This window comes from Halosubterraneus shenae, from assembly GCF_050510935.1.
Lineage (GTDB): Archaea > Halobacteriota > Halobacteria > Halobacteriales > Haloferacaceae > JBDGPU01.
Window position 1 is genome coordinate 203,891 of the sequence record NZ_JBNLVO010000004.1, and the last position, 24,032, is coordinate 227,922.

At 69.4% G+C, this 24,032-nt stretch carries 28 protein-coding genes, 1 tRNA gene and 1 pseudogene; 11 read left to right on the forward strand and 19 right to left on the reverse strand.

The genetic code is table 11. The features are described from left to right. Positions 1-218 precede the first annotated feature (218 nt). Together ACQE3M_RS10110 and ACQE3M_RS10115 are read right to left on the reverse strand one after the other, a co-directional pair. The gene (locus tag ACQE3M_RS10110; protein ID WP_430505483.1) at positions 219-344 is read right to left on the reverse strand and encodes a hypothetical protein; all 126 of its coding nucleotides are present in this window, start codon (positions 342-344) and stop codon (positions 219-221) included. A 55-nt stretch (positions 345-399) separates the two neighbouring features. Further along, positions 400-675 (reverse strand): DUF8101 family protein, encoded by a 276-nt coding sequence (locus tag ACQE3M_RS10115; RefSeq protein WP_430505484.1) that lies wholly within the window; start codon positions 673-675, stop codon positions 400-402. Positions 676-825: 150 nt separating this feature from the next. Here ACQE3M_RS10115 and ACQE3M_RS10120 point away from each other — a divergent pair, with 150 nt between their 5' ends. Next, positions 826-1,626 carry an inositol monophosphatase family protein gene (locus ACQE3M_RS10120; protein WP_430505485.1) on the forward strand — a complete coding sequence of 267 codons (801 nt, stop codon included), beginning with the start codon at positions 826-828 and terminating at the stop codon, positions 1,624-1,626. 53 nt (positions 1,627-1,679) lie between these two features. Here ACQE3M_RS10120 and ACQE3M_RS10125 read toward each other — a convergent pair whose 3' ends face one another. Further along, positions 1,680-2,624: an RNA methyltransferase gene (locus ACQE3M_RS10125; RefSeq protein WP_430505486.1), complete on the reverse strand. Its 945-nt coding sequence runs from the start codon at positions 2,622-2,624 to the stop codon at positions 1,680-1,682. Further along, complete coding sequence (locus ACQE3M_RS10130; protein WP_430505487.1) at positions 2,621-3,214, reverse strand: hypothetical protein; 594 nt, start codon at positions 3,212-3,214, stop codon at positions 2,621-2,623. Before ACQE3M_RS10130 ends, ACQE3M_RS10125 begins: the two co-directional genes overlap by 4 nt. A gap of 188 nt (positions 3,215-3,402) precedes the next feature. Between ACQE3M_RS10130 and folP the strand changes: the two genes are divergently transcribed. Together folP and ACQE3M_RS10140 are read left to right on the forward strand one after the other, a co-directional pair. Beyond that, a complete protein-coding gene (gene folP, locus ACQE3M_RS10135) occupies positions 3,403-4,575 on the forward strand; it encodes a dihydropteroate synthase (protein WP_430505488.1) in 1,173 nt (390 codons plus the stop codon). Positions 4,576-4,743: 168 nt separating this feature from the next. Next, positions 4,744-5,445, forward strand: coding sequence for a 6-hydroxymethylpterin diphosphokinase MptE-like protein (locus ACQE3M_RS10140; protein WP_430505489.1), 702 nt, complete (start codon positions 4,744-4,746; stop codon positions 5,443-5,445). Between the two features lie 32 nt (positions 5,446-5,477). On the opposite strand, the gene ACQE3M_RS10145 is transcribed toward ACQE3M_RS10140, so the two are convergent. Then, entirely contained in the window at positions 5,478-6,476 is a 999-nt protein-coding gene (locus ACQE3M_RS10145) for a TIGR04024 family LLM class F420-dependent oxidoreductase (RefSeq protein WP_430505490.1), read from the reverse strand. A gap of 96 nt (positions 6,477-6,572) precedes the next feature. Between ACQE3M_RS10145 and ACQE3M_RS10150 the strand changes: the two genes are divergently transcribed. Next, a complete protein-coding gene (locus ACQE3M_RS10150) occupies positions 6,573-8,081 on the forward strand; it encodes a cryptochrome/photolyase family protein (RefSeq protein ID WP_430505491.1) in 1,509 nt (502 codons plus the stop codon). A gap of 71 nt (positions 8,082-8,152) precedes the next feature. Then, positions 8,153-8,785, forward strand: coding sequence for a DJ-1/PfpI family protein (locus ACQE3M_RS10155; RefSeq protein ID WP_430505492.1), 633 nt, complete (start codon positions 8,153-8,155; stop codon positions 8,783-8,785). A 34-nt stretch (positions 8,786-8,819) separates the two neighbouring features. Here the strand turns inward: ACQE3M_RS10155 and ACQE3M_RS10160 are convergent, their stop codons facing one another. After that, positions 8,820-9,623, reverse strand: coding sequence for a M14 family metallopeptidase (locus ACQE3M_RS10160; RefSeq protein WP_430505493.1), 804 nt, complete (start codon positions 9,621-9,623; stop codon positions 8,820-8,822). Between the two features lie 98 nt (positions 9,624-9,721). After that, positions 9,722-10,213, reverse strand: coding sequence for a DUF309 domain-containing protein (locus ACQE3M_RS10165; protein WP_430505494.1), 492 nt, complete (start codon positions 10,211-10,213; stop codon positions 9,722-9,724). Between the two features lie 104 nt (positions 10,214-10,317). On the opposite strand from ACQE3M_RS10165, the gene ACQE3M_RS10170 reads away from it, so the two are divergent. Further along, positions 10,318-10,401: transfer RNA gene (locus tag ACQE3M_RS10170), tRNA-Leu, on the forward strand. Between the two features lie 176 nt (positions 10,402-10,577). On the opposite strand, the gene ACQE3M_RS10175 is transcribed toward ACQE3M_RS10170, so the two are convergent. Continuing rightward, positions 10,578-10,793 (reverse strand): hypothetical protein, encoded by a 216-nt coding sequence (locus tag ACQE3M_RS10175; RefSeq protein WP_430505495.1) that lies wholly within the window; start codon positions 10,791-10,793, stop codon positions 10,578-10,580. Positions 10,794-10,970: 177 nt separating this feature from the next. Beyond that, entirely contained in the window at positions 10,971-11,402 is a 432-nt protein-coding gene (locus tag ACQE3M_RS10180; RefSeq protein ID WP_430505496.1) for a DUF7988 family protein, read from the reverse strand. A gap of 89 nt (positions 11,403-11,491) precedes the next feature. On the opposite strand from ACQE3M_RS10180, the gene ACQE3M_RS10185 reads away from it, so the two are divergent. Both ACQE3M_RS10185 and ACQE3M_RS10190 read left to right on the forward strand, forming a co-directional pair. Next, positions 11,492-11,770 carry a BolA family protein gene (locus tag ACQE3M_RS10185; RefSeq protein WP_430505497.1) on the forward strand — a complete coding sequence of 93 codons (279 nt, stop codon included), beginning with the start codon at positions 11,492-11,494 and terminating at the stop codon, positions 11,768-11,770. Between the two features lie 90 nt (positions 11,771-11,860). Continuing rightward, positions 11,861-13,267 (forward strand): class II fumarate hydratase, encoded by a 1,407-nt coding sequence (locus tag ACQE3M_RS10190; protein WP_430505498.1) that lies wholly within the window; start codon positions 11,861-11,863, stop codon positions 13,265-13,267. A gap of 17 nt (positions 13,268-13,284) precedes the next feature. Here the strand turns inward: ACQE3M_RS10190 and panB are convergent, their stop codons facing one another. After that, the gene (gene panB, locus ACQE3M_RS10195; protein WP_430505499.1) at positions 13,285-14,097 is read right to left on the reverse strand and encodes a 3-methyl-2-oxobutanoate hydroxymethyltransferase; all 813 of its coding nucleotides are present in this window, start codon (positions 14,095-14,097) and stop codon (positions 13,285-13,287) included. A 119-nt stretch (positions 14,098-14,216) separates the two neighbouring features. On the opposite strand from panB, the pseudogene ACQE3M_RS10200 reads away from it, so the two are divergent. After that, a pseudogene (locus ACQE3M_RS10200) lies at positions 14,217-14,450 on the forward strand (DUF5822 domain-containing protein); the annotation flags it as partial. Between the two features lie 52 nt (positions 14,451-14,502). Here ACQE3M_RS10200 and ACQE3M_RS10205 read toward each other — a convergent pair. Together ACQE3M_RS10205 and ACQE3M_RS10210 are read right to left on the reverse strand one after the other, a co-directional pair. Further along, positions 14,503-15,165 (reverse strand): HAD family hydrolase, encoded by a 663-nt coding sequence (locus ACQE3M_RS10205; protein ID WP_430505500.1) that lies wholly within the window; start codon positions 15,163-15,165, stop codon positions 14,503-14,505. Between the two features lie 4 nt (positions 15,166-15,169). Then, positions 15,170-16,315, reverse strand: coding sequence for an acyl-CoA dehydrogenase family protein (locus ACQE3M_RS10210; RefSeq protein ID WP_430505501.1), 1,146 nt, complete (start codon positions 16,313-16,315; stop codon positions 15,170-15,172). A gap of 251 nt (positions 16,316-16,566) precedes the next feature. Here ACQE3M_RS10210 and ACQE3M_RS10215 point away from each other — a divergent pair, with 251 nt between their 5' ends. Further along, a complete protein-coding gene (locus ACQE3M_RS10215; RefSeq protein WP_430505502.1) occupies positions 16,567-17,784 on the forward strand; it encodes a carboxypeptidase-like regulatory domain-containing protein in 1,218 nt (405 codons plus the stop codon). A gap of 30 nt (positions 17,785-17,814) precedes the next feature. On the opposite strand, the gene ACQE3M_RS10220 is transcribed toward ACQE3M_RS10215, so the two are convergent. From ACQE3M_RS10220 to ACQE3M_RS10240, 5 genes are all read right to left on the reverse strand, one after another. Next, on the reverse strand, positions 17,815-19,089 hold the full coding sequence (locus tag ACQE3M_RS10220) for an alanyl-tRNA editing protein (protein ID WP_430505503.1): 1,275 nt from the start codon (positions 19,087-19,089) through the stop codon (positions 17,815-17,817). Positions 19,090-19,291: 202 nt separating this feature from the next. Then, positions 19,292-19,492: a dodecin gene (locus ACQE3M_RS10225; RefSeq protein WP_430505504.1), complete on the reverse strand. Its 201-nt coding sequence runs from the start codon at positions 19,490-19,492 to the stop codon at positions 19,292-19,294. A gap of 194 nt (positions 19,493-19,686) precedes the next feature. Further along, positions 19,687-20,025 (reverse strand): DUF7116 family protein, encoded by a 339-nt coding sequence (locus tag ACQE3M_RS10230; RefSeq protein ID WP_430505505.1) that lies wholly within the window; start codon positions 20,023-20,025, stop codon positions 19,687-19,689. 144 nt (positions 20,026-20,169) lie between these two features. Further along, on the reverse strand, positions 20,170-20,415 hold the full coding sequence (locus ACQE3M_RS10235) for a DUF5816 domain-containing protein (protein WP_430505506.1): 246 nt from the start codon (positions 20,413-20,415) through the stop codon (positions 20,170-20,172). A gap of 138 nt (positions 20,416-20,553) precedes the next feature. After that, positions 20,554-20,919: a HesB/IscA family protein gene (locus ACQE3M_RS10240; RefSeq protein ID WP_430505507.1), complete on the reverse strand. Its 366-nt coding sequence runs from the start codon at positions 20,917-20,919 to the stop codon at positions 20,554-20,556. 137 nt (positions 20,920-21,056) lie between these two features. Here ACQE3M_RS10240 and ACQE3M_RS10245 point away from each other — a divergent pair, with 137 nt between their 5' ends. Continuing rightward, positions 21,057-21,713, forward strand: coding sequence for a helix-turn-helix domain-containing protein (locus tag ACQE3M_RS10245; RefSeq protein WP_430505508.1), 657 nt, complete (start codon positions 21,057-21,059; stop codon positions 21,711-21,713). A 17-nt stretch (positions 21,714-21,730) separates the two neighbouring features. Here ACQE3M_RS10245 and hisD read toward each other — a convergent pair whose 3' ends face one another. Continuing rightward, positions 21,731-23,008 (reverse strand): histidinol dehydrogenase, encoded by a 1,278-nt coding sequence (gene hisD, locus ACQE3M_RS10250; RefSeq protein ID WP_430505509.1) that lies wholly within the window; start codon positions 23,006-23,008, stop codon positions 21,731-21,733. Positions 23,009-23,083: 75 nt separating this feature from the next. Then, positions 23,084-23,305, reverse strand: a complete 222-nt coding sequence (locus tag ACQE3M_RS10255; protein WP_430505510.1) for a hypothetical protein — start codon at positions 23,303-23,305, stop codon at positions 23,084-23,086. Positions 23,306-24,032: the final 727 nt, after the last annotated feature.

The following is a 24,032-nucleotide window of genomic DNA, read 5'->3' on the forward strand; positions in this document are numbered from 1 at the left end:
CATTCGCTCTCAGTCATATATTTATTGGCAGAACCACCGGGGGAGGAGTCGTCGTCTCGCCTCGCCGGAAGCTGGGGCCCTGGCCGTCCGTAGTTCTACCCACGAGACGAGATCCGCGACAACCGAACCAGCCCCGCGGTGGCTGGTGAACCCGACGACTCGAGGGACCCCAAGCCGTCCGGGGCGCCGGACGAACCGTGAACGGGCCGGCCGGGACTCTATCCGCTCTCCTCCGGGACCTCGACGTCGGCTTTACACTGCGGGCACTCGACGTACGTCCCCGGCGGCCGGTCGCCGGTGTACTCCCACTTCTCGCCGCACCTGTCGCAGAATGCTTCGACCATGTGACTCGTTCCAGCCGGGTCGACCCTGAACTTTTGGGCCGTTTCCGCGGGCGGCTTACTCGGAGACGCCCCCGTCCGCGACGCGGTCCCGCATCGCCCTGAGATACTCGACGGCGACGCCGGGGTCCTCCGCGGCGTGGTACTCCACTTCCTCGCAGCCGTGGAGGAGCTGTTCGGCGCGGTCGTCGGCTGGAAGCTCCTCGCTCGCGATGCCGGCGATCCGGCGGACCGTGGCGCTCGCCGCGTCGGCGTCGCCCTCCCGTATCTGTGCTCGCGCCCGGTCGATCTCCTGGAGGAGCTGCTCCCGGACCTCTTCCGGAATGGCTGCCATCGTCGTCGGCTTTGCCCCGGGATACTAAAAGGGAACTGACCGGGCGGCGCCGGACCCGACGCGCACGCCAGCCTGGCGCCGGACCCGACGCGCATACCACTCCGGCGACGGAACCGACGCGTATACGGCGCGTCGCCCGCGAGTCCCGGTATGAGCGACCACGCCGACCGGGCGACGGTCACCGAGCGCGCGGCACGCGCGGGGGCCCGGATCGCCCACGAGCACTTCCGGACGGACATCGCCGTCGAGACCAAAGGCGAGAAGACGGACGTCGTGACCGAGGCCGACCGCGCGGCGCAGCGCGAGGTCGTCGACGTCGTCCGCAAGGAGTTCCCGGACGACGCCATCGTCGGCGAGGAGGAAGACGAGCTGAAGGCGGTCCCGGACACGGGCGCCGCCTGGGTGATCGACCCCATCGACGGGACGAACAACTACGTCCGGAACATGCGGACCTGGGCGACCGCCGTCGCCGCCGTCGAGGCGGGGGAGCCGGTCGCGGCGGCGACGGTGCTTCCCGCGCTCGGGGACACGTACACGGCCGACGCGGAGACGGCCTTCCGCAACGACGAGCCGGTCACGGTCAGCGACGAGACCGACCCCGAACGCGCCGCGGTCGTCCCGACGATCTGGTGGGACCGCGACCACCGCGACGAGTACGCCCGCGCCTGCGAGGCCATCGTCTCCCGCTTCGCCGACCTGCGCCGCTTCGGCTGCGCGCAGGCGTCGCTCGCGGCCGTCGCGGACGGCGGCGTCGAGGGCGTGATCACGAACGTCGCCGCCAACCCGTGGGACACCGTCGCCGGCGTCCACCTGGTTCGACAGGCCGGCGGCCGCGTGACGGACCTGGAGGGCGACCGCTGGCGACACGACTCGAAGGGGATCGTCGCCTCGAACGGCGAGGTCCACGAGGAAGTCCTCGCCGCGGCTCGCGAGATCGAGCGGACGACGTAAAACGGGCAGTAGAGGGCGTCGGCTGGACCCTACCTGGGCCTGACAAGCCGAAGCTACGAGTCGTCGCGTTCCGCGTTTCGGCTGCGTGGGTTGCCGCCGTACAGCGGCTCGTCGAAGCGGTCGGCCAGCTCCTCGGCGTTCTCGAGCTTCGTGTTCGCCTTCCGGAGCACGCCGAGCAGCGTGTGGATCTCGCGCTCGGTCGGGTGCGCGCGGCCGAACAGCCGGCGGACGAGCGTCTCGGCTTTCTCCTTGCGATGGTCACGCTGGTCGACGTTGTCGAGGAACTCCGAGAAGTACTCGTGGAAGCGCTCGATGTCCCCCGCGTCGGCGCGCTCGCGCTCGACGTCCGGGAGCTGCGTGTTCTCGACGGTGAGCTCGCGGAGTTCGTAGAGGATCACGTTGGCGGCCTGCCCGAGGTTCATCACGGGGTACCGCTCGTCGGCCGGGATCGCACAGACCTCGTCGAGCTGGCCGAGCTCCTCGTTGTTGAGCCCCTTCCCCTCGCGGCCGAAGACGATGGCCGTGTCGGACTCGACGGTCTTCAGGTCCTCGACGACCTCTCGCGGCGTCTTGAACGGGAATCGGACGTGACTGCGCGCGTCCTCGCCCGTGATCGCGGTGGTGCCGATGGTGTGGTAGTTCTCGACGACCTCCTCGAAGGTGATCTCGTCGGCGTTGGGGAGTACGTCCTCGCGTGCGTGGCCCGCGAAGCCGTACGCCTCGCCGTCCTCGTCGAGCTCGGGCGGGTCGACCAGCTTCAGGTCGTAGAGCCCGAAGTTCTTCATCGCGCGGGCGATGGTGCCGACGTTGCCCGGGGTCTCGGGCTCGACGACGACCACAACCGGTTTCTTCGTTCGGGGGCCCGAGGGGGCGCTCTCGGGGTCGAGAGTGCGGTCGGCCTCGGCATTGACGTCAGCGTTGACGTTGGCGTCGGCAACGTCGGCCGCGTCGGCGCCGGCCTCGCCCTCGGCGACGCCCGTCGGCTGGTCCTCGCTCATCGGTCCGGGTAGTTGGTCGAGAGGTCGAGGTCGGCCTCCGCGAGGTCCTCGTCGTCGACCCGCTCCTCCTCGTCGGGCTTCTCGACGTCGTCGGCGTAGTCCCGGAGGTCGATGCGCTTGCCCTCGAAGTTCTGCTCGATCCGCTCCTGGATCTCGAGCGGGTCCGGCGGGTCCGGCAGCGCGTCGGGGTCGGCGTCGACGTGCTCGATGCCGCCGAAGCCCTCCGGCGCGCGGTTGCCGGCGTCGAACCACTCGTGGAAGCGGTTCGCGAACTCCTCGTCACCCGTGTACTCGCTGCCACCTTCCTCCTGGAACCAGTAGCGGAAGTCGGGTTCGTGGTCCGCACAGAGCAGCACCTCGTCGAACGGCTCGCCGTAGACGACCGTCGCCTGCCGACAGCGATCGATCTCCGCCTCGCCGTACGTCAGGTAGCAGGCGTCACACGGCTCCTCGACGAGCGTCCGGAGCCGGACGAGCCGCTCGCGCGGCTCCTCGGGGATCTCGTCGAGCGGTTTGAACTCCCCGTCCTCGTCGAAGATCTCGGACTCCGTGAACCGCCACCCGCGAAGTCCGACACTCACCTTGTCCATACCGATTCGTCGGGTACGGACGGATAAAAGGCCGTTCGTTCGGTGGCTGAGCCGAGGGCTTCCGGGACCCTCGCGGACGACGACGCGGCGCTTGCCGCCGGCGCGACACAGCGTCCGTCGCTGGCGACGAAAGCAGACGCGCCGGCCCCTTCCGGGCAGCCTTTGGTGATGGCGACCAACCGTGATCCATGCGAAGCGTGGACGCCGCAGGGCTCGGGATCGGCGACGACCATCCGCCGCGGATCATGGGCGTACTCAACGTCAGCGAGGAGTCGCCGTACGACCCGAGCGTCTACGACGACCCCGGCGAAGCGGCCCAGTACGTCGACGAGGAGCTCATCGGCGAGGGCGCCGACATCGTCGACGTCGGCCTCGAATCCGCCAACAAGCGGTTCGAGGTGCTCTCGGCCGAGGAGGAGCTGGAGCGGCTCGACACCGCCATCGAGACGATGGCATCGACCTCCGGCGACGCCGTCTGGTCGATCGAGACGCGTTACCACGAGGTCGCCGCCGAGGCGCTCGACCGCGGCTTCGACATGGTGAACGACATCTGCGGGTTCGCGGACCCGGAGATGCCCAGGGTCTGCGCGGAGCGCGACGCCGCGGTCTCGAAGATGGCGTCCCCGCCGGACCTCGAACGCCCCGGCGCCGTCGAGGAAGTCGACGACATCTACGACGCGCTCTCACAGAACGGCTTCACGGACAAGACCATCCTCGACCCCGCCTTCGGCGGCTGGTCGGAGGCGAAAACGACCGATCACGACCGCGAAACGTTCCACCGCCTCCGCGAGTTCCGCGGCTACGGCCGCCCGTTGCTCGTCTCGATCAACCGGAAGAACTTCCTCCGGGAGGTCGCCGGCCGCGACACCGAGGAGGCGCTCCCGGTCTCGCTGGCGGCCACGTCGATGGCCGTCGAGCGCGGCGCCCACGTCATCCGGACCCACGACGTCCGGGAGACGCGCGACGCGGCGCTCATCGGCGAGGAGTTCGCGCGGGACCGCGCTCGCCGGAGCGACGACGTCGCGGTCGAGGAGCTGGACGTGACGACGCCCAGGGAGGTCGACCGCCACCTCGACCGCCTCGACGCCGACCCGACCGTCGCGGACGAGGCGATCCTCCGGACGTTCGAGCTGTCGGGGCTCGACCAGACGGCCCTGGGCGCACTCCGGGCCGCGGTCGTGGAGACGAATGCGTTGTTCGCCCCCGCCGCGGGCAACGGCGAGTCCGTCGAATCGGACGACCCCACCGCCGGTCTGCTCGTCGTCACGCCGTCGGCGGCCGAGGACCTCGAACGCCGGGTCTCGGACGAGTCAGCCGCGCTCCGGGACCCACTCGAGGTCGTCGCCGATGGCTTCAGGTAAGAGAAAGTTTATGCCCCAGTGTGGACAACCACTCGACCGGACGCCGAAGGGGCACGTGGGTAGGGGTACTCGGTGCCACTTCGGCCCACACCGTATCTTTATCGCGGAGCGACAGCGCCGTCGGTCGGTTCACGAACGTGCGCGGGCGACGAGCGGAGAGGTGAGTCCGTGAACTTCGCCGAGTGGGAGCCCGCCTACGAGGCGGTGCTCGACGACTTCGGCTTCGACCGGACCGCCGACGAGCGAGCCCGCGACGTCGCCGCCGACCTCGCGTCGCCGTTCGCCCTCGGCAAGCTCGACTTCCTCGCGGACGCGACCGTCGCCGTCGCCGGCGCGGGCCCCGGTCTCGCCGAGCCCGCGGCGCTCGACCGCGCCCGCGCCGCGGACGCCGTCGTCGCGGCCTCGAGCGCGGCCGACGTGCTCCGTGAGGACGGCGTCGCCGTCGACCTGCTCGTGACGGACCTCGACGGCAACCCCGAAACCGCCCGGGAGCTCGCCGAGTCCGGCGTCCCGGTCGCGGCACATGCCCACGGCGACAACGTGCCGGCCGTCCGCGAGTGGCTCCCGCGACTCGCCGACGAGTGGACGCTCGCGACGACCCAGGCCGAACCGAACGGTCCGGTCCGGAACTTCGGCGGGTTCACCGACGGCGACCGCGCTGCGTTTCTGGCGGACCACTTCGGCGCGGGCGAGCTCCGGTTCGTCGGCTGGGACTTCGACGACCCCGACGTGGGACCGATGAAGGCCCGCAAGCTGACCTGGGCGGCGCGGCTGCTCCACTGGCTCGAGCGGCGTCGCGGGGAGGTGTTCGACGTGCTCGACGGCCGCCGCGAGTCGCTGTCGCTGCCCTGGGTCGCGGACGACGGCTAAAAGCGGTTGAAAGCGGGGACGGCAGCGAGTCGCTATTCGGGCGCCAGCGCCGCCATCGTCTCCCGGATCTCCGCGGTCTCCGCGCCGCGCGGGAAGGAGACGGCGACCGCGTCGAGGCCGTCGACCGCCTCGAAGCGCTCGAGGGCGCGCCCGGCCTGCTCCGGCGTCCCGCTGACGGTCAGCTTATCGAGCAGGTCGTCGTCGACGGCGGCCAGTGCCTCCTCGCGGTCCCCGGCCTGCCAGGCGTCGTAGATGGCATTCGCGCGCTCCTCGTAGCCCTGCCTGGCGAGCGCGTCGCGGTAGTAGGTACCCATCCCGCCGACGTAGAACGCGAGGTGCTGCCGCGCCAGCGAGCGCGCCCGCTCGCCGTCCTCGAGCACGCAGCAGTTGAGGGACAGCGTCGTCCGGATCGCGTCCGGGTCGCGGTCCCCGAGGTCGGCGCCGCGTTCGAGGTCGCCGAGGCGGTCCCGGAGCCCGTCCGGCGTGAACAGCAGGGCGTGCCACCCGTCGGCAAAGCGCCCCGCAAGCTCGACCGCCTTCGGGCCCATGGCGGCGACCTCGACGGGCGGGGCGGGCTCGGGCGGGTCGCAGCGCAGGCGGAAGCCGCCGACCTGGACGTACTCGCCGTCGTACCGGACCTCCTCCCCCGAGAGCGTCTGTCGGATCACGTCGACGTACTCCCGCGTGCGACGGAGGGGGTTCCCGAACTCCGCACCGTGCCAGTTCTCGATCACCTGCGGCCCGCTGGGGCCGATGCCGAGCCGGAACCGACCGTCGGAGGCCTCCTGGAGCGTCGCCGCGGTCTGGCCGACCAGCGTCGGCGACCGCGAGTAGACGTTGAGGATGCTCGTGCCGAGGCCGATCGTCTCCGTCCGCTCGGCGGCGAGCGAGAGGGTCGTCACGGCATCGCGGCCCCAGGTCTCGGGGAGGTACGCCACGTCGTAACCGAACGACTCGCCCCGCTCGAAGAGATCGACGACGTCGTCGAGGTCGGGAAGCGAAGCGACCGGGAGGTGCAGATCGCGTTCCATACGGCGGCAGGGACGCCGCATCCCTTAAAAATGGGGGCGCCCGGTCCCGATGGGACCTTCCAGTATCTTCAGGTGGCGAGCGACACATGGGTGGGTATGGAACTGTTCTGGCATCGGCGGGACCTTCGCGTCGCCGACAACCTGGGACTGGCGGCGACCGCCGACCGCGACGCGGTCGCCCCGGTGTTCGTCTTCGACGGGGCCGTGCTCGACCACGCCGGCGCGCCGCGGGTTCGGTTCATGCTCGACGCGCTCGCCGCCCTCCGCGACGCGTATCGTGACCGCGAAAGCGACCTGCTCGTGGCCCACGGCGACCCGGCCGCGGTCCTCCCCGCGCTCGCGGACGCACTGGACGCGGACGGGAGCGCGTGGAACCGCGACTACTCGGGACTGGCTCGCGATCGCGACGCGCGCGTTCGCCGCGCGCTCGACGACGTCGACGTCGGTCGCGAGGCCCACCACGACGCCGTCCTCCACACGCCCGATGCGATCCGGACGAACCAGGGCGATCCCTACCAGGTGTACACGTACTACTGGAAGAAGTGGCAGGACCGCGAGAAGGAGAACTCCAGAGACCCGCCGAGCCCCGACGATCTCGTCGCGAGCGGGGACCTCGAAGACGCCGTTGCCGACGTCGACGTCGCCGCCGTGGAGGGAGTCGACGCCGTCGCCGTCGGCGACCTCCCGAGCATCGAGGGCCTCGGCTTCGAGGCGCCGGACGCGACCATCCAGCCGGCCGGCACCGCCGCCGCGCGCGACCGGCTCGAATCGTTCTGTGGCGCGGACGTCTTTCGCTACGAGGAGGGCCGGGAGTATCCCGCGGAGTCGGGGACCTCACGCCTCTCCGCGGACCTGAAGTTCGGCACGATCGGCGTCCGGGAGGTCCACGAGCGCGTGATGGACGCGAAGGCGACCGCCGAGGCCGGGGAGTTCGAGGGCGACCTCGCGGACCTGGACCCGGAGACGGCCGTCGAGAGCGTCGAGGAGTTCGAGAGTCAGCTCGCCTGGCGCGAGTTCTACACGCAGGTGCTGTTCCACAACCCCGAGGTCGTCACGGAGAACTACCAGACGTACGAGGAACCGATCGAGTGGGAGAACGACCCGGACCACCTGGCCGCGTGGAAGGCGGGGGAGACCGGGTATCCCATCGTCGACGCCGGCATGCGGCAGCTCCGCGCGGAGGCGTACATGCACAACCGCGTGCGGATGATCGTCGCCTCCTTCCTGACGAAGGACCTGCTGATCGACTGGCGGGAGGGGTACGACCACTTCCGGGAGCACCTCGTCGACCACGACACCGCCAACGACAACGGCGGCTGGCAGTCGATCGCGTCGACCGGGACGGACGCCCAGCCGTACTTCCGCATCTTCAACCCCATGACGCAGGGCGAGCGCTACGACCCGGACGCCGAGTACATCAGGGAGTTCGTCCCCGAGCTCCGCGGCGTCGACGCCGACCTGATCCACGAGTGGCACGAGCTCTCCGACACGCAGCGGCGGCGCGCGGCGCCGGACTACCCCACCCCCATCGTCGACCACTCGGAGCGCCGCGAGCAAGCCCTCGCGATGTTCAAGCGCGCCCGTGGCGAGGATCCGGAGGAATAGCGGCTCTCAACGTTCCACTCGGTTGTCACACCCACCGCAACACTCTTTGGATCGCTTCCCTCCGATCGATTATGAACGTCCAGATCCTCATTTACGACGGATTTGACGAGCTCGACGCCATCGGCCCATACGAGGTGTTCGATTACGCTGGACAGTACGCCGACGGCGAGGTGTCGCTCTCGTTCGTCACGCTCACTGAGCGGGACCGGGTGACCGCGAGCCACGGTACCCGAATCGAACCGGACGGCGTCCTGGCCGATCCCACCGACGAGGCCGTCGCCGCGGCCGACCTCCCTGACCTCCTCGTCGTCCCCGGCGGGGGCTGGAACGACCGCGACGCCGAGGCGAGCGCGTGGGCCGAAGCCCAGCGGGGCGAAGTTCCGGCCGCGCTCGAGGACTATCACGACGCCGGCGTTCGTATCGCCTCGGTGTGTACCGGTTCGATGCTCCTCGCCGAGGCCGGTATCACGGACAACCGCCGGGCCGTGACACACGCGAGCGCGACCGACGAGCTCCGCGAGTCCGGCGCCATCGTCGTCGACGCGCGCGTCGTCGACGACGGCGACGTCGTCTCGGCCGGCGGCATCACCTCCGGCATCGACCTCGCGCTGTACGTCGTCGAGCGGGAGTTCGGCACCGACGTTGCCGAGGAGATCGCGACCGTCATGGAGTACGAACGCCAGTACGACGTCGCCGAGAGCTAAGGGAGAAAACGAGTCCGCACCGAGAGGAACTACCCTACGCCAGCGATCCGACTTTTTCCGCGACGTAGCCGAACTGCTCCTCGTAGCCGTACGCGGACAGCAGGACGGGGTAGAAGTCCTCGTCGGCGACGAGCTCGTCGTCGTCCGCCCGGGCGAACGTCTCGCCCTCCTCGACGCGTTCGAAGTTGTGGGCGAACACCTCGTAGTCGGTCGCGCGCGGCTTCGGGATCCGGTCCTCGAGTCGGAACACGTCCACGTCGTCGCGCCCGCCGGCGTCGACGACGTCGTCGTTGCCGGGGGCCGGCAGCGCGCCCGTCGCCGTGAGGAACGCGCGCGAGAGCCAGTAGGCGTTGTCCGCGGCCGCCTCGGACCCCTGGAGGCCGGCCTCGACCTCGATCGTGTGGGGATGCTCGATCAGGCGGCCCTCAGTGAAGAGGTCGGTCTGGATGACGATGTCGACCGGGAGGTGCGGGCAGACGCCGCGAGCGACCTCGTCCATCGTGTCGACGACGGCGAACGGTTCCGCGTACGACTGCGTCGAGTGGAGCGCCAGCGTCGTACAGCCCGTCAGCTCCGACTTCAATCGGTGGGCCAGCCGGCCCTCGTGGCTGTCGGCGTCCGGATCGCCCGGGAACGCCCGGTTGAGGTCCTCGTCGAGGTACCGCTGCTCCGCCTCGAGCGCCTCCTCGTTCGCGATGATGAGCTTCACCGGTCGCTCGAGATCCAGATCGTCGCTCACGAGTCGCTCGACCGCCCGCGCGCCGCTCGGCTCGTCGCCGTGGATCGCGCCGACGACTGCGATGTCGGGGGTTCCCTCCCCCAGCTCGAACACTTCCATACCGGATCGAGGGGGTGGGGAGGGAAGACCTGTTCGGATCCAGGGCGATTCGACCGGTTTCCGTCGCGTTGGGCGGGTTTACCCTCCCGCGGCCGGCTTCAGGGACCGTGCTCCAGCCCCTCGGCGTACTCGTAGTCCGCGGGATAGGCGGCCGGTTGCTGGTCGTCGAGCGCGATCCGCCAGCCGTCGAGGGTCGCGGGGTCGTCGAGCGCCGCCCGGAGCGTGGCCCGGACGTCGTCGACGTTGACCCCGTAGAAGTCGCCGGGCACGCCGTGGAGGTACTGCAGCGCCGTCTCGAAGAGGCTCCGCATGCCGGCGTCGTTCTCGAAGTCGTCGTGCTTGTACGCCCCCGCGGCCACCTGGACCATCCCGTGGAGGAAGGCGCTCTCGGTGGTCCCGCTGCCGTAGTTGTACCACTCGTCCTCGAAGCAGTCGTGGGACTCGTGGTAGTCGCCCGCGTTGAACAGCCGGACGCCGTGGGCCGTCGCCCGGCGCAGCGTCGCGTGCTCCCACTGCCGGCGCTCGCGGTGCCACCCGGTGGGGTCGCCCAGTGGTGGCGCGACGCTCGGGTCCCGGGTGTGGTCGTCCATGTGGACGCGTACGTGCTGGCGCCGCCTAACCGTTTCTCTCGGGCGCGCTCGACCGACGAAAATCGGCAGGTTGAACCCGGCCGATGGCGGACATGACGCTGCGTGCGAGGGTAGCCAAGCTCGGAAACGGCGGCGGACTCAAGATCCGCTCCTGTAGAGGTCCGAGGGTTCAAATCCCTTCCCTCGCATCGCCGGGGTCCACCCCCCGTGATGCGGAAGACGCTCGCTGGAGCGCTCTTCCCTCGCAAAACTCGTTCAAAAAACCCCGAGCAGCAGGTGTATCCCACTCGAACAGACCGAGCGTCAAGCTGCACGAGACGAGAAGAGGGAGCCGAAATACGGCTCACACTCGGCTAAACCTCCGCTAGCGGTCCTGGAACTCTACCGTGTAGCCGTTCTCGCGGAGCGCTTCGACGAGCTCGTCGCCGGGACTGATCTTGAACTCCTTGAACGAGTTGTCCGGGACGTCCGTCGAGTACAGCTCCGGGTCGATGTTGTCCGGAATCTCGTTCTGGTGGGAGTCTTCCTGAACGATGACCGGTTGACTGGGGACCTGCTTGGAACTGGTATCGTCCGACATCTGGATATCTATGCATTGGATCTATTCGGCTATTTGTATTCCGGTTCCAGTTTCCGTTGGAGTGGCCGGCTGCCGATGGCGCGCACGCACCTCCCGAGCACGCAGTCTCGACCCATCCGAGGTCGTTCGTGTCGTTGGTAAGACCGATCCCTGCCGTTGAATTGCCAGTGTTCCAGCCTACGCGACCGCCACCGACAGCGCCGCCGCGGGCGACGCGTTCCGCCGGACGAACGCGCCGTCCGCCACCGCGAACACCTCCAGTCGCACGATCAACCGCCGCCCGTCGAGCGTCGCGCGCAACGTCGGCCCCGTGCTCGTGACGACGACGTACGGCGGCGCGGCGACGGGCTTTGCGGGCATCGACGCCCCCGCGGCCTCGACGGCGTCGGCCAGGACCGCCGGTAACTGCTCCAACACGCCCGCACGCTCCAGCGTCGCCTGCAACGGGTCCCGGATCGACCGCGAGTCACGCGTCGCCGGCGCGCTGTCGACGGTCGTCTCGAAGTCGGCGGCGACGGCGTCCGCGCAGTCGAGGACCGTCGCCAGCAGCTCGCCGTGCTCCGCAAGAAGGCGGTCGCGCGCGGCCGCGACGTCGAGGTCGGTGGTCACGGTTGCGCGTGGTCGCGGCAGGTCATACGGATTGCGGTCGTCCGTGCGCATTGCGGTCGGCTTTTTACCTCGAAGCCCGCAGTGTGGGTATGGATACCGACGAGATCGAGGCACTCATCGAGTCCGCGATCCCGGACGCCGAGGCACGCGTGACGATGCCCCGCGTCCACAACGACGAGGCCGAGGACGACCACTACGCCGCCGTCATCGTCTCCCCCGCCTTCGAGGGCGAGACGCTCGTGGACCAGCACCAGATGGTGTACGACGCGCTCGACGACCACATGACGACGGACATCCACGCGATGGAGCTGTCGACGTACACGCCGGAGGCGTACGCGGAGCACGGCGACGGCGAGCTCGACGCCTGAGGCTTTTATAAACAGACGGACCGAGCGGCCAGACCGCGCGTCCGGATCGTTTCGGTGGGTTTTACGCTGGCTTAGACCCGAGCCTCGGGTATGGCAGACGACTACCGCATCGAGGAGGATAGCCTCGGAGAAATGGAGGTCCCGGCCGACGCCTACTGGGGCGCCCAGACCCAGCGCGCCGTGGAGAACTTCCCCATCTCGGACCGGACCTTCGGGCGGCGGTTCGTCCGCGCGCTCGGCGTCGTGAAGAAGGCCGCCGCGCAGGCGAACAACGACCTCGGGCTCGTCGACGACGAGATCGCCGACGCCATCGTCGAGGCCGCCGACGAGGTCATCGCCGGCGAGCACGACGACCAGTTCCCGGTCGACGTGTTCCAGACCGGCTCGGGGACGTCCTCGAACATGAACGCGAACGAGGTCATCGCCAACCGCGCCGCCGAGATCATGGGCGCGGAGGTCGGCGAACGCGTCGTCCACCCGAACGACCACGTCAACTACGGCCAGTCCTCGAACGACGTCATCCCGACCGCGATGCACGTCGCCGCGCTCGAGGCCGTCGAGAAGGACCTCATCCCGGCCCTCGAATCGCTCCACGCCGAACTCGAGACGAAGGAGGTCGAGTTCGACGACGTCGTCAAGACGGGCCGCACGCACCTGCAGGACGCGACGCCGGTCCGGCTCGGCCAGGAGTTCGGCGGCTACCGCGCGCAGGTCGAGAAGGGCATCAAGCGCGTCGGCGACGTACGCTTCCACCTCCGCGAGCTCGCGCTCGGCGGGACGGCGACGGGCACCGGGCTCAACACGCACGAGGAGTTCCCCGAGCTGGCTGCGGAGTACATCTCCGAGGAGACGGGGACGACGTTCCGCGAGGCCGACAACCACTTCGAGGCGCAGGCGGCCCACGACGCGATGTCGGAGGCCCACGGCGCGCTCCGGACGGTCGCGGGCTCGCTGAACAAGATCGCCAACGACCTCCGGCTGCTCGCCTCCGGCCCGCGCAACGGGCTGGGCGAGATCGAACAGCCCGAGAACCAGCCCGGCTCCTCGATCATGCCCGGCAAGATCAACCCGGTCGTCGCCGAGTCGGTGACGCAGGTCCACAAGCAGGTCGTCGGCAACGACGCCGCCGTCTCCGCGGGCGCGGCCCGCGGCGAGATCGACCTGAACCTCTACAAGCCGGTCCTCGCGAGCAACTTCCTCGAGTCCACGAAGCTGCTGGCGAACGCCGCCGAGACGTTCGGCGAGAAGTTCGTCGCGAAGCTCGAGGCCAACGAGGAGCACTGCGAGCGCCAGGTCGAGCGCGCGATGGCGCTCGCGACGGCGCTGAACCCCGCGATCGGCTACGACAAGGCGTCGAAGGTCGCCAAGCAGGCGCTCGCGGAGGGAAAGACGGTCCGCGAGGTCGCCGTCGCCGAAGGCTACCTCACCGAGGAGGAAGCCGACGAGGTGCTCGACCCCGAGGCGATGACCCACCGCGGGATCCTCGGCCAGGACTGAGCGCTTAAAAGGAACTCCTAGTAGAGGTCGTCCAGACTTTCCTCGACGTGGCTGTGTTCCGCCGCCGGGAACGACCCGTCCTCGACGGCGTCCCGGTAGTCCGCGACCGCTTTTTCCATCTCGCTGCGCACGTCGCCGAACTGCCTGGAGAACGGCGGCGACCAGTCGTCGAGCCCGAGCACGTCGGTGATGACGAGCACCTGTCCGTCGGTGTCCGGGCCCGCGCCGATCCCGATCGTCGGGACGTCGATGGCCTCGGTCACCGCGCCGGCGAGGTTCGCGGGGACGTGCTCTAAGACGAGCGAGAAGGCACCGGCGTCCGCGTGGGCCTTCGCCCCCTCGATGATCTCCTCGGCGGCGTCCTGCTCGGTGCCCTGCCGCGTGTACCCGCCGAGCTGGTTGACGTGCTGGGGCGTGAGCCCGAGGTGGGCCATCACGGGGATGCCGAGCTCGGTCAGGCGCCGGGTCAGCTCGACGGTGTGGGGCCCGCTCTCGAGCTTGACGGCGTCGGCGCCGGCCTCCTTCAGCATCGTCCCCGCGTTCTCGATGGAGTCGGCCTCGTCGACGCCGAACGAGAGGAAGGGCATGTCGGCGACGACGAGCGCGTCCTCGGTCGCGCGCACGACCGACTCGGTCCGCCGCTGGACGTCCGCCACGGTGACGGGCAGCGTCGACTCGTAGCCCATCACGGCATTGCCCATGCTGTCGCCGACGAGGATCACGTCGATGCCGGCCTCGTCGACGACCTCCGCCGTCGGCGCGTCGTACGCCGTCAGCATGGTTATCGGCTCCTCGCCGGCCATCGACCGCAGCTCCCGCGTCGTGGTCATGCCCGCTGATTCGACCGCTGTGGGATAAAGAGGTTGGGTCCCGGAACCCTGCTCGGCCGCCGCGACCGTCGACCGGTCGGAGTCGACAACGCTTAGGGAAGCGACCCGTAGGTGCAACCGTGCAACCCATCGAGCGGACCGAGGTCGAGGGCGTCGACTACGGCTGGGTGATGCAGACGACCTTCGTCGTCACCATCCTGGTCGGCGCGCCGATCGTCGCGCTGCTCTCGACGATGGTCACGCTCGAGACCTGGCCCGCTCGCGCCGCGTTCGCCATCCGCGTCGGCGCCCCGATCTGGTTCCTGACGGCGGTCGGCGCGTTCCTCTACGCGAAGCGGTACGACGCCGGCGACGTGAAACGCGAGGAGAGCGACTGATCGGTCGGTCGCGGCCGCGGTTCGCGACTTACGCGTCCGGGTCGCCGTCGACCCACTGGAACGCCACGCCCGCACGCTCCGCGGTCACCGCGTCGCGCTCGGAGTCACCGACGAACAGCGCCCGCTCCGGCTCCGCGTCGAGCGCGCGGACGGCCGCGAGCAACGGTTCCGGGTCCGGTTTGTGGGTGGCCACCGAGTCGCGTCCGACGACCGCGGAGACGCCGTCGGCGACGCCGTGGGTCGACAGCGCGATCCGACACGCGGCCTCGCAGTTGAGCGAGCAGACGGCGGTCCGGTCGGCGTGGGTCGGCTGGAGCGCGTCGGCGAGCGCAAGGCGGTCGGAGGCCTCCGCACCCGCGCGCTCGTGACTCGCGATCGCCGCCTCGACGTCGGCTTCGAGGCCGTGTTCGGACGCGCTCTCGAGTAGCTCCCAGAGTCCGTCGCCCGGCGGGTCGATCGCGGCGTCCTCGTAGACGCCGATGACGTCGGTGGCGACCTGGTTCCAGTCGACCTGGAGGTCGACGAGCGTGCCGTCGAGGTCGTAGACCACGGCGTCGTACGCGTCCCAGTCGACGAACGCGGGGAGGGCGGGCTCGCTGCTGACGGTGTCGCTGCCGGCAGGCTCACCATCGGCAGGCTCGTTCCCGACTGGAGTCTCGGAAGCAGCGTCGGTGGGGTCGCTGGCGTCCATCGCGTTACAGTAACTCCCGCGCGATGATCTTCTTTTGGATCTCCGTCGTCCCCTCGTAGATCTCCGTGATCTTCGCGTCGCGGTACATGCGCTCGACGTCGAACTCCGACATGTAGCCGTAGCCGCCGTGGATCTGGACGGCCTCGTTCGTCACGAACATCGCCGCGTCGCTCGCGAAGTACTTCGCCATGGAGGCGGCGACCGTGTTGTCCTCGCCGGCCTCGGCCTGCCGACAGGCCTCGCGGACGAGCAGGCGGCTCGCCTCGATCTTCGTGGCCATCTCCGAGAACTTGTGCCGCACCGACTGGATCTGGTCGATGGACTGGTCGAACTGCTCGCGCTCGCCGGCGTACTCCTTCGCCTCGTCGAAGGCCGCCTGCGCGAGGCCGACGGCCTGGGCCGCGATGCCGATGCGGCCCCCAGTGAGGATCCGGAACGCCGCCGAGAGCCCCTTTCCCTCCTCGGTGAGCCGGTTCTCCGCGGGGATCCGACAGTCGTCGAACGTGATGCCCACCGTGTCCGAGGCACGGAGCCCGAGCTTCTCCTCCTTCTTGCCGACCTCGAACCCCTCGGTGTCGGCTGGCACGAGGAACTGCGTGATCGAGGAGGGGTCGTCGCCGTCGGTCTTCGCGAACACGATGGCGACGTCGCCGCGCTGGCCGTTCGTGATCCACTGCTTCTGCCCGTTCAGGACGTACTCGTCGCCGTCGCGCTCGGCCGTCGTCGACATCTCCGCCGGGTTCGACCCCGCCTCGGGCTCGGAGAGACAGAACATGCCGACGGGACGGCCCTCGGCCATCTCCGGGAGGTACTCCTCCTTCAGGGCCTCGGAGCCGAACTCGGCGATACACGAGGTGGCGAGCGAGTGGACCGACAGCGCCGTCGCCACCGCGAGCTGGCCGTAGGCGAGCTCCTCGTTGACGATGGCGTAGGTCGTCCGATCGGCGTCGAAGCCGCCGTACTCCTCGGGCACCGTCAGCCCCGTGAGGTCGAGCTCGGCCAGCCCGTCCCAGACGTCCTCCGGGAACTCCTCGTCGGCGTCGGCCGCCTGCGCCCCGGGGCGAACCTCCTCCACCGCGAACTCGTGGACGAGTTCCTTGATCGCCGCCTGTTCCGCCGTCAGCGCGGATCCGACCCGGACACCAGTCATACCCGGGGGTTCGATTCCGCACCGAAAAAGATGATTGATCCGCGTGGTGTGTCGGACATGGACCCGGAAGCTGCTCCCTGCGCCGGCGATATCGGCGATGATATCCTCGTCCGTCCGGTAATTGTCCGCTCTCAGTCGTCAGCGACGCCGGTTACAGACGCCGGTGAGACTACTATCACCTCCCACACGAACCGCTCAAAAACGATTCGAACTGTCGAACGATTCAACACCCCTCACGAGAATCCCTCCGTATGAACGCGACAGTCACCGCGATATCCGTTGTCGCTCTCCTCCTCGTTTCCCCGATTGCTGGGGCAGGTGCCGCGACGACACAGGACACCGTCACGCTGACCGTCTCCGTCGAAACGGTCGACGGCGACGCGGTCGGGAACGCCGACCTGAACGCGACCTGGGACGGCGGCTCCGCACAGGAGACGACCGCGAGCAACGGCAAGGCCTTCGTCGACGTACCCGCCAGCGCGGACGTCACCATCGAGGTCGACCACCCCGACTACGTCCGGAACGACCCGTACGTCGTCGAGAACGCGACCGCGCGGGACGTCACGGTCGAGGTCGCCGAGAAGGGCGGCCTCGCCGTCGTCGCGACCGAGAACAACGAGTCCGTCGCCGACGCGCAGGTCGTCGTGCGCAAGGACGGCGACGTGGTCGTCCGCGGCACGACCAACGACCAGGGGGCGTTCGACTCCGGCGTCATCGAGCAGGGCGAGTACGACGTCTCCGTCGTGAAGCCGGGCTACTACCGCGAGACGCGGACCGTCACTGTCGACGGCAACGTCACGGAGACGGTCGCGCTCGAAAGCGGGTCCGTCGAGCTGTCGATCAGCGTCGTGGACGACCACTTCGAGCAGCCCGAAGCGCTCCAGGGCGTCTCGGTCCAGATCGGCGACGTCGCCAGCGTAACGACGCTCTCGAACGGCGAGACGAGCGTCCGCGTGCCTGTGAACACGAAACTGAAGCTCCGGACGTCGAAGGACGGCTACGAGTCGACGACGAAGACGGTCTCCGTTCGCGAGTCCGCGACGGACGCCGAGCTTGCGGTCAACCGCGTCGACGCGCTGAATCTGACGCCGGCAAACGAGCGGATGGTGGCCGGTGAACGGCTCTCCGTCACCGTCACCGACGAGTACGGCGAGGTCGTCGAAGGTGTGACAGTCACGCTCGACGGCGAGGTCGTCGGCGAGACGGAAGCCGACGGGACGCTCCGCTTCGAGGTGTCCGAGCCCGGCAACCACACGCTGGTCGCGACGGGCGAGGGCGTCGAGTCGAGTCCGGTCCGGATCCGCGCGATCTCCGACGAGCCGGACGCGACGGCGACCGCGACGGAGACGGCCGCGGCGACTGACACGCCGACGACAACGACGGAGGAGTCCGCCGACGGGTTCGGCGTCGGCCTCGCGCTGCTCGCCCTGGTCGCGGTCGCCCTCGTCGCCGTCGGTCGGCGTCGATAAGCCAGCTTCGGGAGCGGACCGCGGCGGCCGCTACAGCTCTTCTCGCAGGAACTCCACGACAGCCGTCGGGTCGGCGCCCAGCCCGCCGCCCTGCGCGAACGTCGGGCCGCCGCCGCCACCGCCGCCAAACTCGGTCGTCACCCTGTCGACGACGTCGCCCGCGGCGTGCTCACCGGTCGACGCCACGACGACGAACGCGGCCCCGTCGCGGCCGGCGACCGCCGCGACGTCAGGGTCGTCGTCGCCCTCGCCGACCATCTCCTGGACGGCGTCGCCCACGTCGTTCGGCCCGAATCCGTCGACTGCGCCGACCGCCCAGGTCTGCCCGTCCCGATCGAACGAGTCGAGGTCGGCGAGCGCCGCGTCGAGGAGGTCGCGCTCGGCGGCCGAGAGCTCAGCGGCCAGCTCGTCGCGCTCGGCCTGGAGGCGTTCGACGGCGTCGAGGAGGTCCGCCGGGCTGGTATCGAGCGCGCGGGCGGCCTCGAGCGCGGCGCCGTGGACCGCGGCGTCGCGGTCGATCGCGGTCGGACCGACGGCGAACTCGACGCGCGTGCGCCCCTCGCCGGGGTTCGACCGGTCGAGCACCTCGATCGGCCCGATCTCGCGCGTATTCGCGACGTGGGTCCCACCGCAGGCTGCGGTGTCCCAGCCCTCGACGGTGACGACGCGAACGTCGTCGGCGGTGCCGTCGCCGTCGTCGCTGCTGTCTGCGCTTGCCCCTTCTGCAGCTCCCGTTCCGCCATCGCTCATGGCACCCTCCTCCGTCTTCTCGTTGAACGCGATGTCGGGGAGCGACCGGGCCTCCTCGGCGGACGTCGTCTCCCAGGTGACGGGGAGCGAGTCCCAGACCGCGCGGTTCGAGAGGCGACCGAGCTCGACGAGGTCGGCGTCGTCGATGGGCTCGGCGGTCGTCAGGTCGACGCGGACCTTCTCCAGCCCGATGTCGAAGCCGGCGTAGCCGAGGTCGTCGAAGAGGCGACGGGCTGCGCCGTAGAGGACGTGGGAGGCGGTGTGGGCCCGCATGCAGTAGGTCCGGAACGCGTCGTCGACGTCGCAGACGACCGTGTCGCCGGCGGCGAGGTCGAGGTTGGCGGCGTCCGCGTCGAGCGTGTGGACGACCTCGCCGTCGCGCTCCTGGACGTCGGCGAGCGCGACGCCGTCGATCGTGCCGCGGTCGGCCGGCTGGCCGCCCGCCTCGGGGTAGAAGTACGTCTCCGCGAGGACGACCTCGTCGCCGTCGACGCGGTCGACGACCGTTTCGAAGTGGCGAACGTCCGGCTCCGCGGGCGCTCGTGAGCGTGGCATGTCTCCGCGTCGGCGACGAGTCCGCAAAAAGGTGTCCGCTACGGCAGATCGCCGGTCGGCTCCGGCAGATCGACGGCCGATCCGGGTCCGGCAGTCGACCCGGAACTTGGTGCATTCCCCCTGCCTTACGGCCGCGGTCGTCCAGCCTGGTCCTCCAGCCTCAGTCTTCCAGCCTCAATCTTCCAGTCTCAATCTTCAGGCCTCAGTCCTCGAGCTCGAACGCGACCTCAACTTCGGCCTGGTACTCGCGCTCGGGGGCGTTCTTCACTTCCATCCCGAACTCCTCGACCTCCGCCCAGTAGACGTTGTCGAGGGTATCCTCGGCGCGGTCGAGGGCGTCGTCCGCGGCGTCGTCGAAGCTCTCATCGCTCGTCCCGATCAACGTGATCTTCTTGTACACCATGGCATCGGCCCCTTCGGTGCAAACCATCATTAAAGAGGTGGCCGGGCCGACCGCGAACGGCGCGACTACCGGCGCGTCAGCTCGATCGGTGGCGATCGAGGAGCGTTCAGTCGGATGCTTGAAAAGGAGAGTGGAGAAAGGAACGCGGGAGCCGACCCGTTACGGGCGGCGGCCCGTTACGGGAAGTTCATTCGTTATGGACTGCCGGGGACGCCGCGCATGACGGAGAAGTCCCCGTCTTCGGTGACGCCGATGACGGCCCAGTCGAACGGCGGTTTAAGTGTCGTGAGGTGCTCTCGGAGGTCCTCGGCGGCTTCGCGCCAGGTGACGAAACAGCGGAGTTTCGCCGTATCGCCGCCGTCCGCCAGATACGGTTCCGGGTCCGTCGCGTCGGCGGCGCGAAGCGGTGTTACGCGGACGCGTCGCCACTTCCGCTCGGCGACGAACTCCGGACCGTCGTCCGAGACGGTGTATCCTAGTTCACGAAAAACGTCTCTGGCCTCCGTCGTCGGTGGCATGGTAACAGGGACCATCCAGTTTGACCTTCGACGGGATCCGTGATAAGCTTTCTCACGCGATCGCGCAGTGTGGTGGCGCTCGATCGGGGTGGCGCCCGGCGGGCGGGGGCCGGCGCCCGGGGCGTGGCGCGGTGGTGCTGACCGCCGGTCGGACGCGACCTACTCGTGGGCCGAGTCCCACTCGTCGGGTTTCTTCATGTTGCCGCAGTCGTTGCAGGCGATGCGGCCCATCGTGTCCATCGCGGTGTCGGTGCTGTCGCAGTGGCCGCAGTAGAATCCCCAGCGCTCCGGGGTGTCGGCGTCGAGATAGACGACGAAGAAGGGCCCCTCGGTCCCGGTTTCCGCCTCGCTCCGGTCGAGGAACAGCTCGTCACCGTCGATCGGTTCCAGGGCTTCACGGTTCATGCTACTCGATAGGTGAGACAGTGGGATAAAAAGCGCGTCGTCAGGGGCGGTTTCCGCGACAGGGATGGTTTCCGCGAGCCAGGGCTGCGACCGAGCGGCGCAGCAGGTCGGTGGGTACCGCCAGCCCGTCGGTGGTCGCTACGTCCGGAAGGACTCGCCGCAGCCGCACTCGGAGACGACGTTCGGGTTCTCGACGTGGAACCCCTCGGCCTGGAGTCCGTCCTCGTAATCGAGCGTGCTCCCACCGATGTAGTTCTGGCTCGCCGGGTCGACGAAGATCCGCAGCCCGTGTCGCTCGACGATGAAGTCGTCCTCCTCGGGTTCGTTGTCGAAGCGCATGCCGTAGGAAAGGCCCGCACAGCCGCCCTGCTGGACGAACAGGCGGAGCCCGCCCACGTCCTGGTCCATCCCCTCGCGCTCCATTAGTGCGAGCGCCTCCTCGGCGGCGCCCGGCGTCACCTGAACGACCGGGTCCCCGCTGCTGTCGACCGTCTCGGTACTCATACACGAACGTATTCGCCCGAAGGTCAAAACAGTGACGACGCTTCGACCGCTGGCGGCACCAGCGCCGGACGCGTTCCCGGGCCCCCCGCTGATCGCCTGGCCGCCAGCGATTAACCGTCGGCTGCTGACTGGTAGGTATGCCGAAGATCGTGGAGGCCGTGCTCGACGCCGAGGAGTTCCGGCTCGGGCAAGCACTCGACGTCGACCTCGACGTCACGGTCGAGCTGGAGCCCGTGCTCCCGACCGGCGAGCGCGGGACGCCCTACTTCTGGATCTCCGGTGCCGACCTGGAAGCGTTCGAGACGGCCGTCGAGCGCGATCCGCGGATCCGCACCGTTCGTCGGCACGTGAAGCTCCGGGAGTCCGCGCTCTTGTACGCCGAGTGGGCCCAGCCGGACCACGGCCCGGTCGACGTCGTCGACGCCACAGATGGGACGGTCCTCTCCGGTGGCGTCGACGACGGGCGCTGGACGTTCACCTTCCGGTTCGCGGATCCCAGCCACGTCGACGAGTTCCACGAGCGCGCCGACAACCACGACCTGGACTTCGACGTCAAGCGAACCTACAGCATCGCGGATTCGGAGGGCGCGACGTACGGCCTCACGGAGAAACAGCGAACCGCGCTCGCAACGGCGCTCCGGGAGGGCTACTTCCGCGTCCCCCGCGAGATCACCCAGGAGGAGCTCGCGACGGAGCTCGGCGTGCAGTCCTCGGCCGTCTCCGAGACGCTCCGGCGGGCAACCGCGGAGCTCGTCGCGAACACGCTCGGCGAGGGCCCGGCGAGCGAGCAGTAACCGGTTACTCGAACCGGTTACTCGAACCGCTTCCGCACGCTCTCGGCGTGCGCGGAAAGCCCCTCAGCTTCTGCCAGCGTCGTCACCGTGTCGGCGACGTCGTCGAGCGCGTCGCGGTCGAGCCGCTGGACGGTACTCGACCGGAGGAACGTCTCCGTCGAGAGCCCGCCGTAGCGTTTCGCGCCGCCGTTCGTCGGCAGCACGTGGTTCGGGCCGGCCGCGTAGTCGCCTGCGGCGACGGCCGAGTACGGTCCCAGGAAGACGGAGCCGGCGTTCGTGATGCGGTCGAGCAGCGACTCGTCGTCTTCGGCGACGATCGAGAGGTGTTCGGCGGCGTACTCCTCGGTGAACAGCACGGCCTCGGACATCGACCGCGCGCGGAGGATCCCCGACGCCTCGTTGTCCAGCGCCGCGCGGATCGTCTCCTCGCGCTCGCTCGCGGCGGCCTGCTCGTCGACCGCGGCGGCAACCTCCTCAGCGAGGCCGTCGTCGGCAGTCACGGCGACGACGGAGGCGTTGGCGTCGTGCTCGGCCTGCGCGACGAGGTCGGCAGCGACGAGCTCGGGGTCGGCGGTCTCGTCCGCGAGCACGAGGATTTCGCTCGGGCCCGCGAGGAAGTCGATCTCCACGTCGCCGCGCGCCTCGGCCTTCGCCGCGGTGACCCAGCGGTTGCCGGGGCCGACGATCTTGTCGACGGCGTTGACGGACTCGGTGCCGTACGCGAGCGCGGCGATCCCCTGCGCGCCGCCGACCTGGTAGACGGTGTCGGCGCCGGCCTCGTGGATTGCCGCGAGCGTGACGGGGTTGATCTCCTCGGCCGGCGGGGTCGTGACGGCGACGTGGTCGACGCCGGCGACCTTCGCGGGGATGACCCCCATCAGCGCGCTGGAGGGGTACGCGGCCTCGCCGCCGGGGACGTACACCCCGGCGCTGTCGATGGGGCGGAAGCGGCGGCCAAGCTCGCGGCCGTCGAACTCCTCGGTCCAGTCCTCGGGGAGCTGGCGCTCGTGGAACTCGCGGACGTTCGCGGCGGCCTCGCGGATGGCGTCGAGCCGCTCGTCGTCGGCCTCGTCGAGCTCCTCGTGGGCGCGCGCGGCGTCGTCGGTGATGTCGAGGTTCCCGACCTCGACGTCGTCGAACTCGCTGGTGAGGTCCCTGACGGCGACGTCGCCCTCCGTCCGCACTCGGTCGATGATCTCCCGGACGTCCTCGCGAGCGGACTCGACCCCGGCGTCCCGGTCGAAGAACGCGCGGCGGTCGTCCGGCGAGAGGTCCGCGATCTCGCGTACGTTCATGTCTCGTCTTCCGGGGGCCCCGGGAAAAGGCGTTCCGGATAGGGGGCGATTGTGGTTCGGGATCCGGTTCCGGTGTTAGTCGTCCGACTCTTCGAGCGGGAGGAGTCCACTGACGTCGAGGAGTCCGCGAAGAAGGAGGCCGATCACGAGGAGCGTCGCGAGGGCGAACAGTGGCGCCGAGACGTACGCGGCGACGCTGTAGTCGAAGAGGAGTCTGGTGACGCCGCGGGTGATGAACGAGAGCAGGATCAGCCCGAACGCGACGGCGGCGAGCTGGACGAAGCGGGACTGATTCATTCGATAGATAGGTTGCTTACCCATGACGTATCGTTTGTGATTCAGCGACTCGATAGCTGACGTTGGCTGATTCCGTTTTCGGGTATTGGCTCTCGACGTTCGCGAACTCGTTTCGAACACCCTCGACCGCTCTTACTTATAAACCGGATGCTCAGGTGCAGACGCTGCTGTGCTTGACAGCACCGCAAACACCGGGAAAGCCCTCGGCCGCTCTTGCTTATAAATAGGAAGGACAGGTGCAGACGCTGCTGTGCTTGACAGCACCGCAAACACCCAGAAAGCCCTCGGCCGCTCGCGGTCGCTGAGCGACATATCCGCGCCTCTCCGCACCGCCCGGCGCGGATAGAGGTCGGCTCAGCGACTCCCCTGCGGCGCGAGCGGCCGTCGCCCTTTCAGTCCGCCAGGACAGCATCGCAACGGCACCGCGACCGCACCGCAACCGCAATACCTCAGTCCTCCCCAGCCTCGGTCGGGGCGCGCCGGGACCGCACCGCTCCGGCGCGCCACCGCCCTCCCTCGCACGCGTTGCTCGCGCGCGCCAACCGCCCCGCGCCGCACGCCGGCCAGCCGGCGCGCGTCGTTCGCGACCCAGCCGCCGCGAACAACGCCCGGCCACCACTCCCGGGCGGGACTGAAAGGGGCAGCCGCTGCGCGGGACGCCCTGCGACGTAAGCACTGAGCCGACGAACGAGCGAAGCGAGTGAGCTGGCGAGGCGCGCAGCGAGCA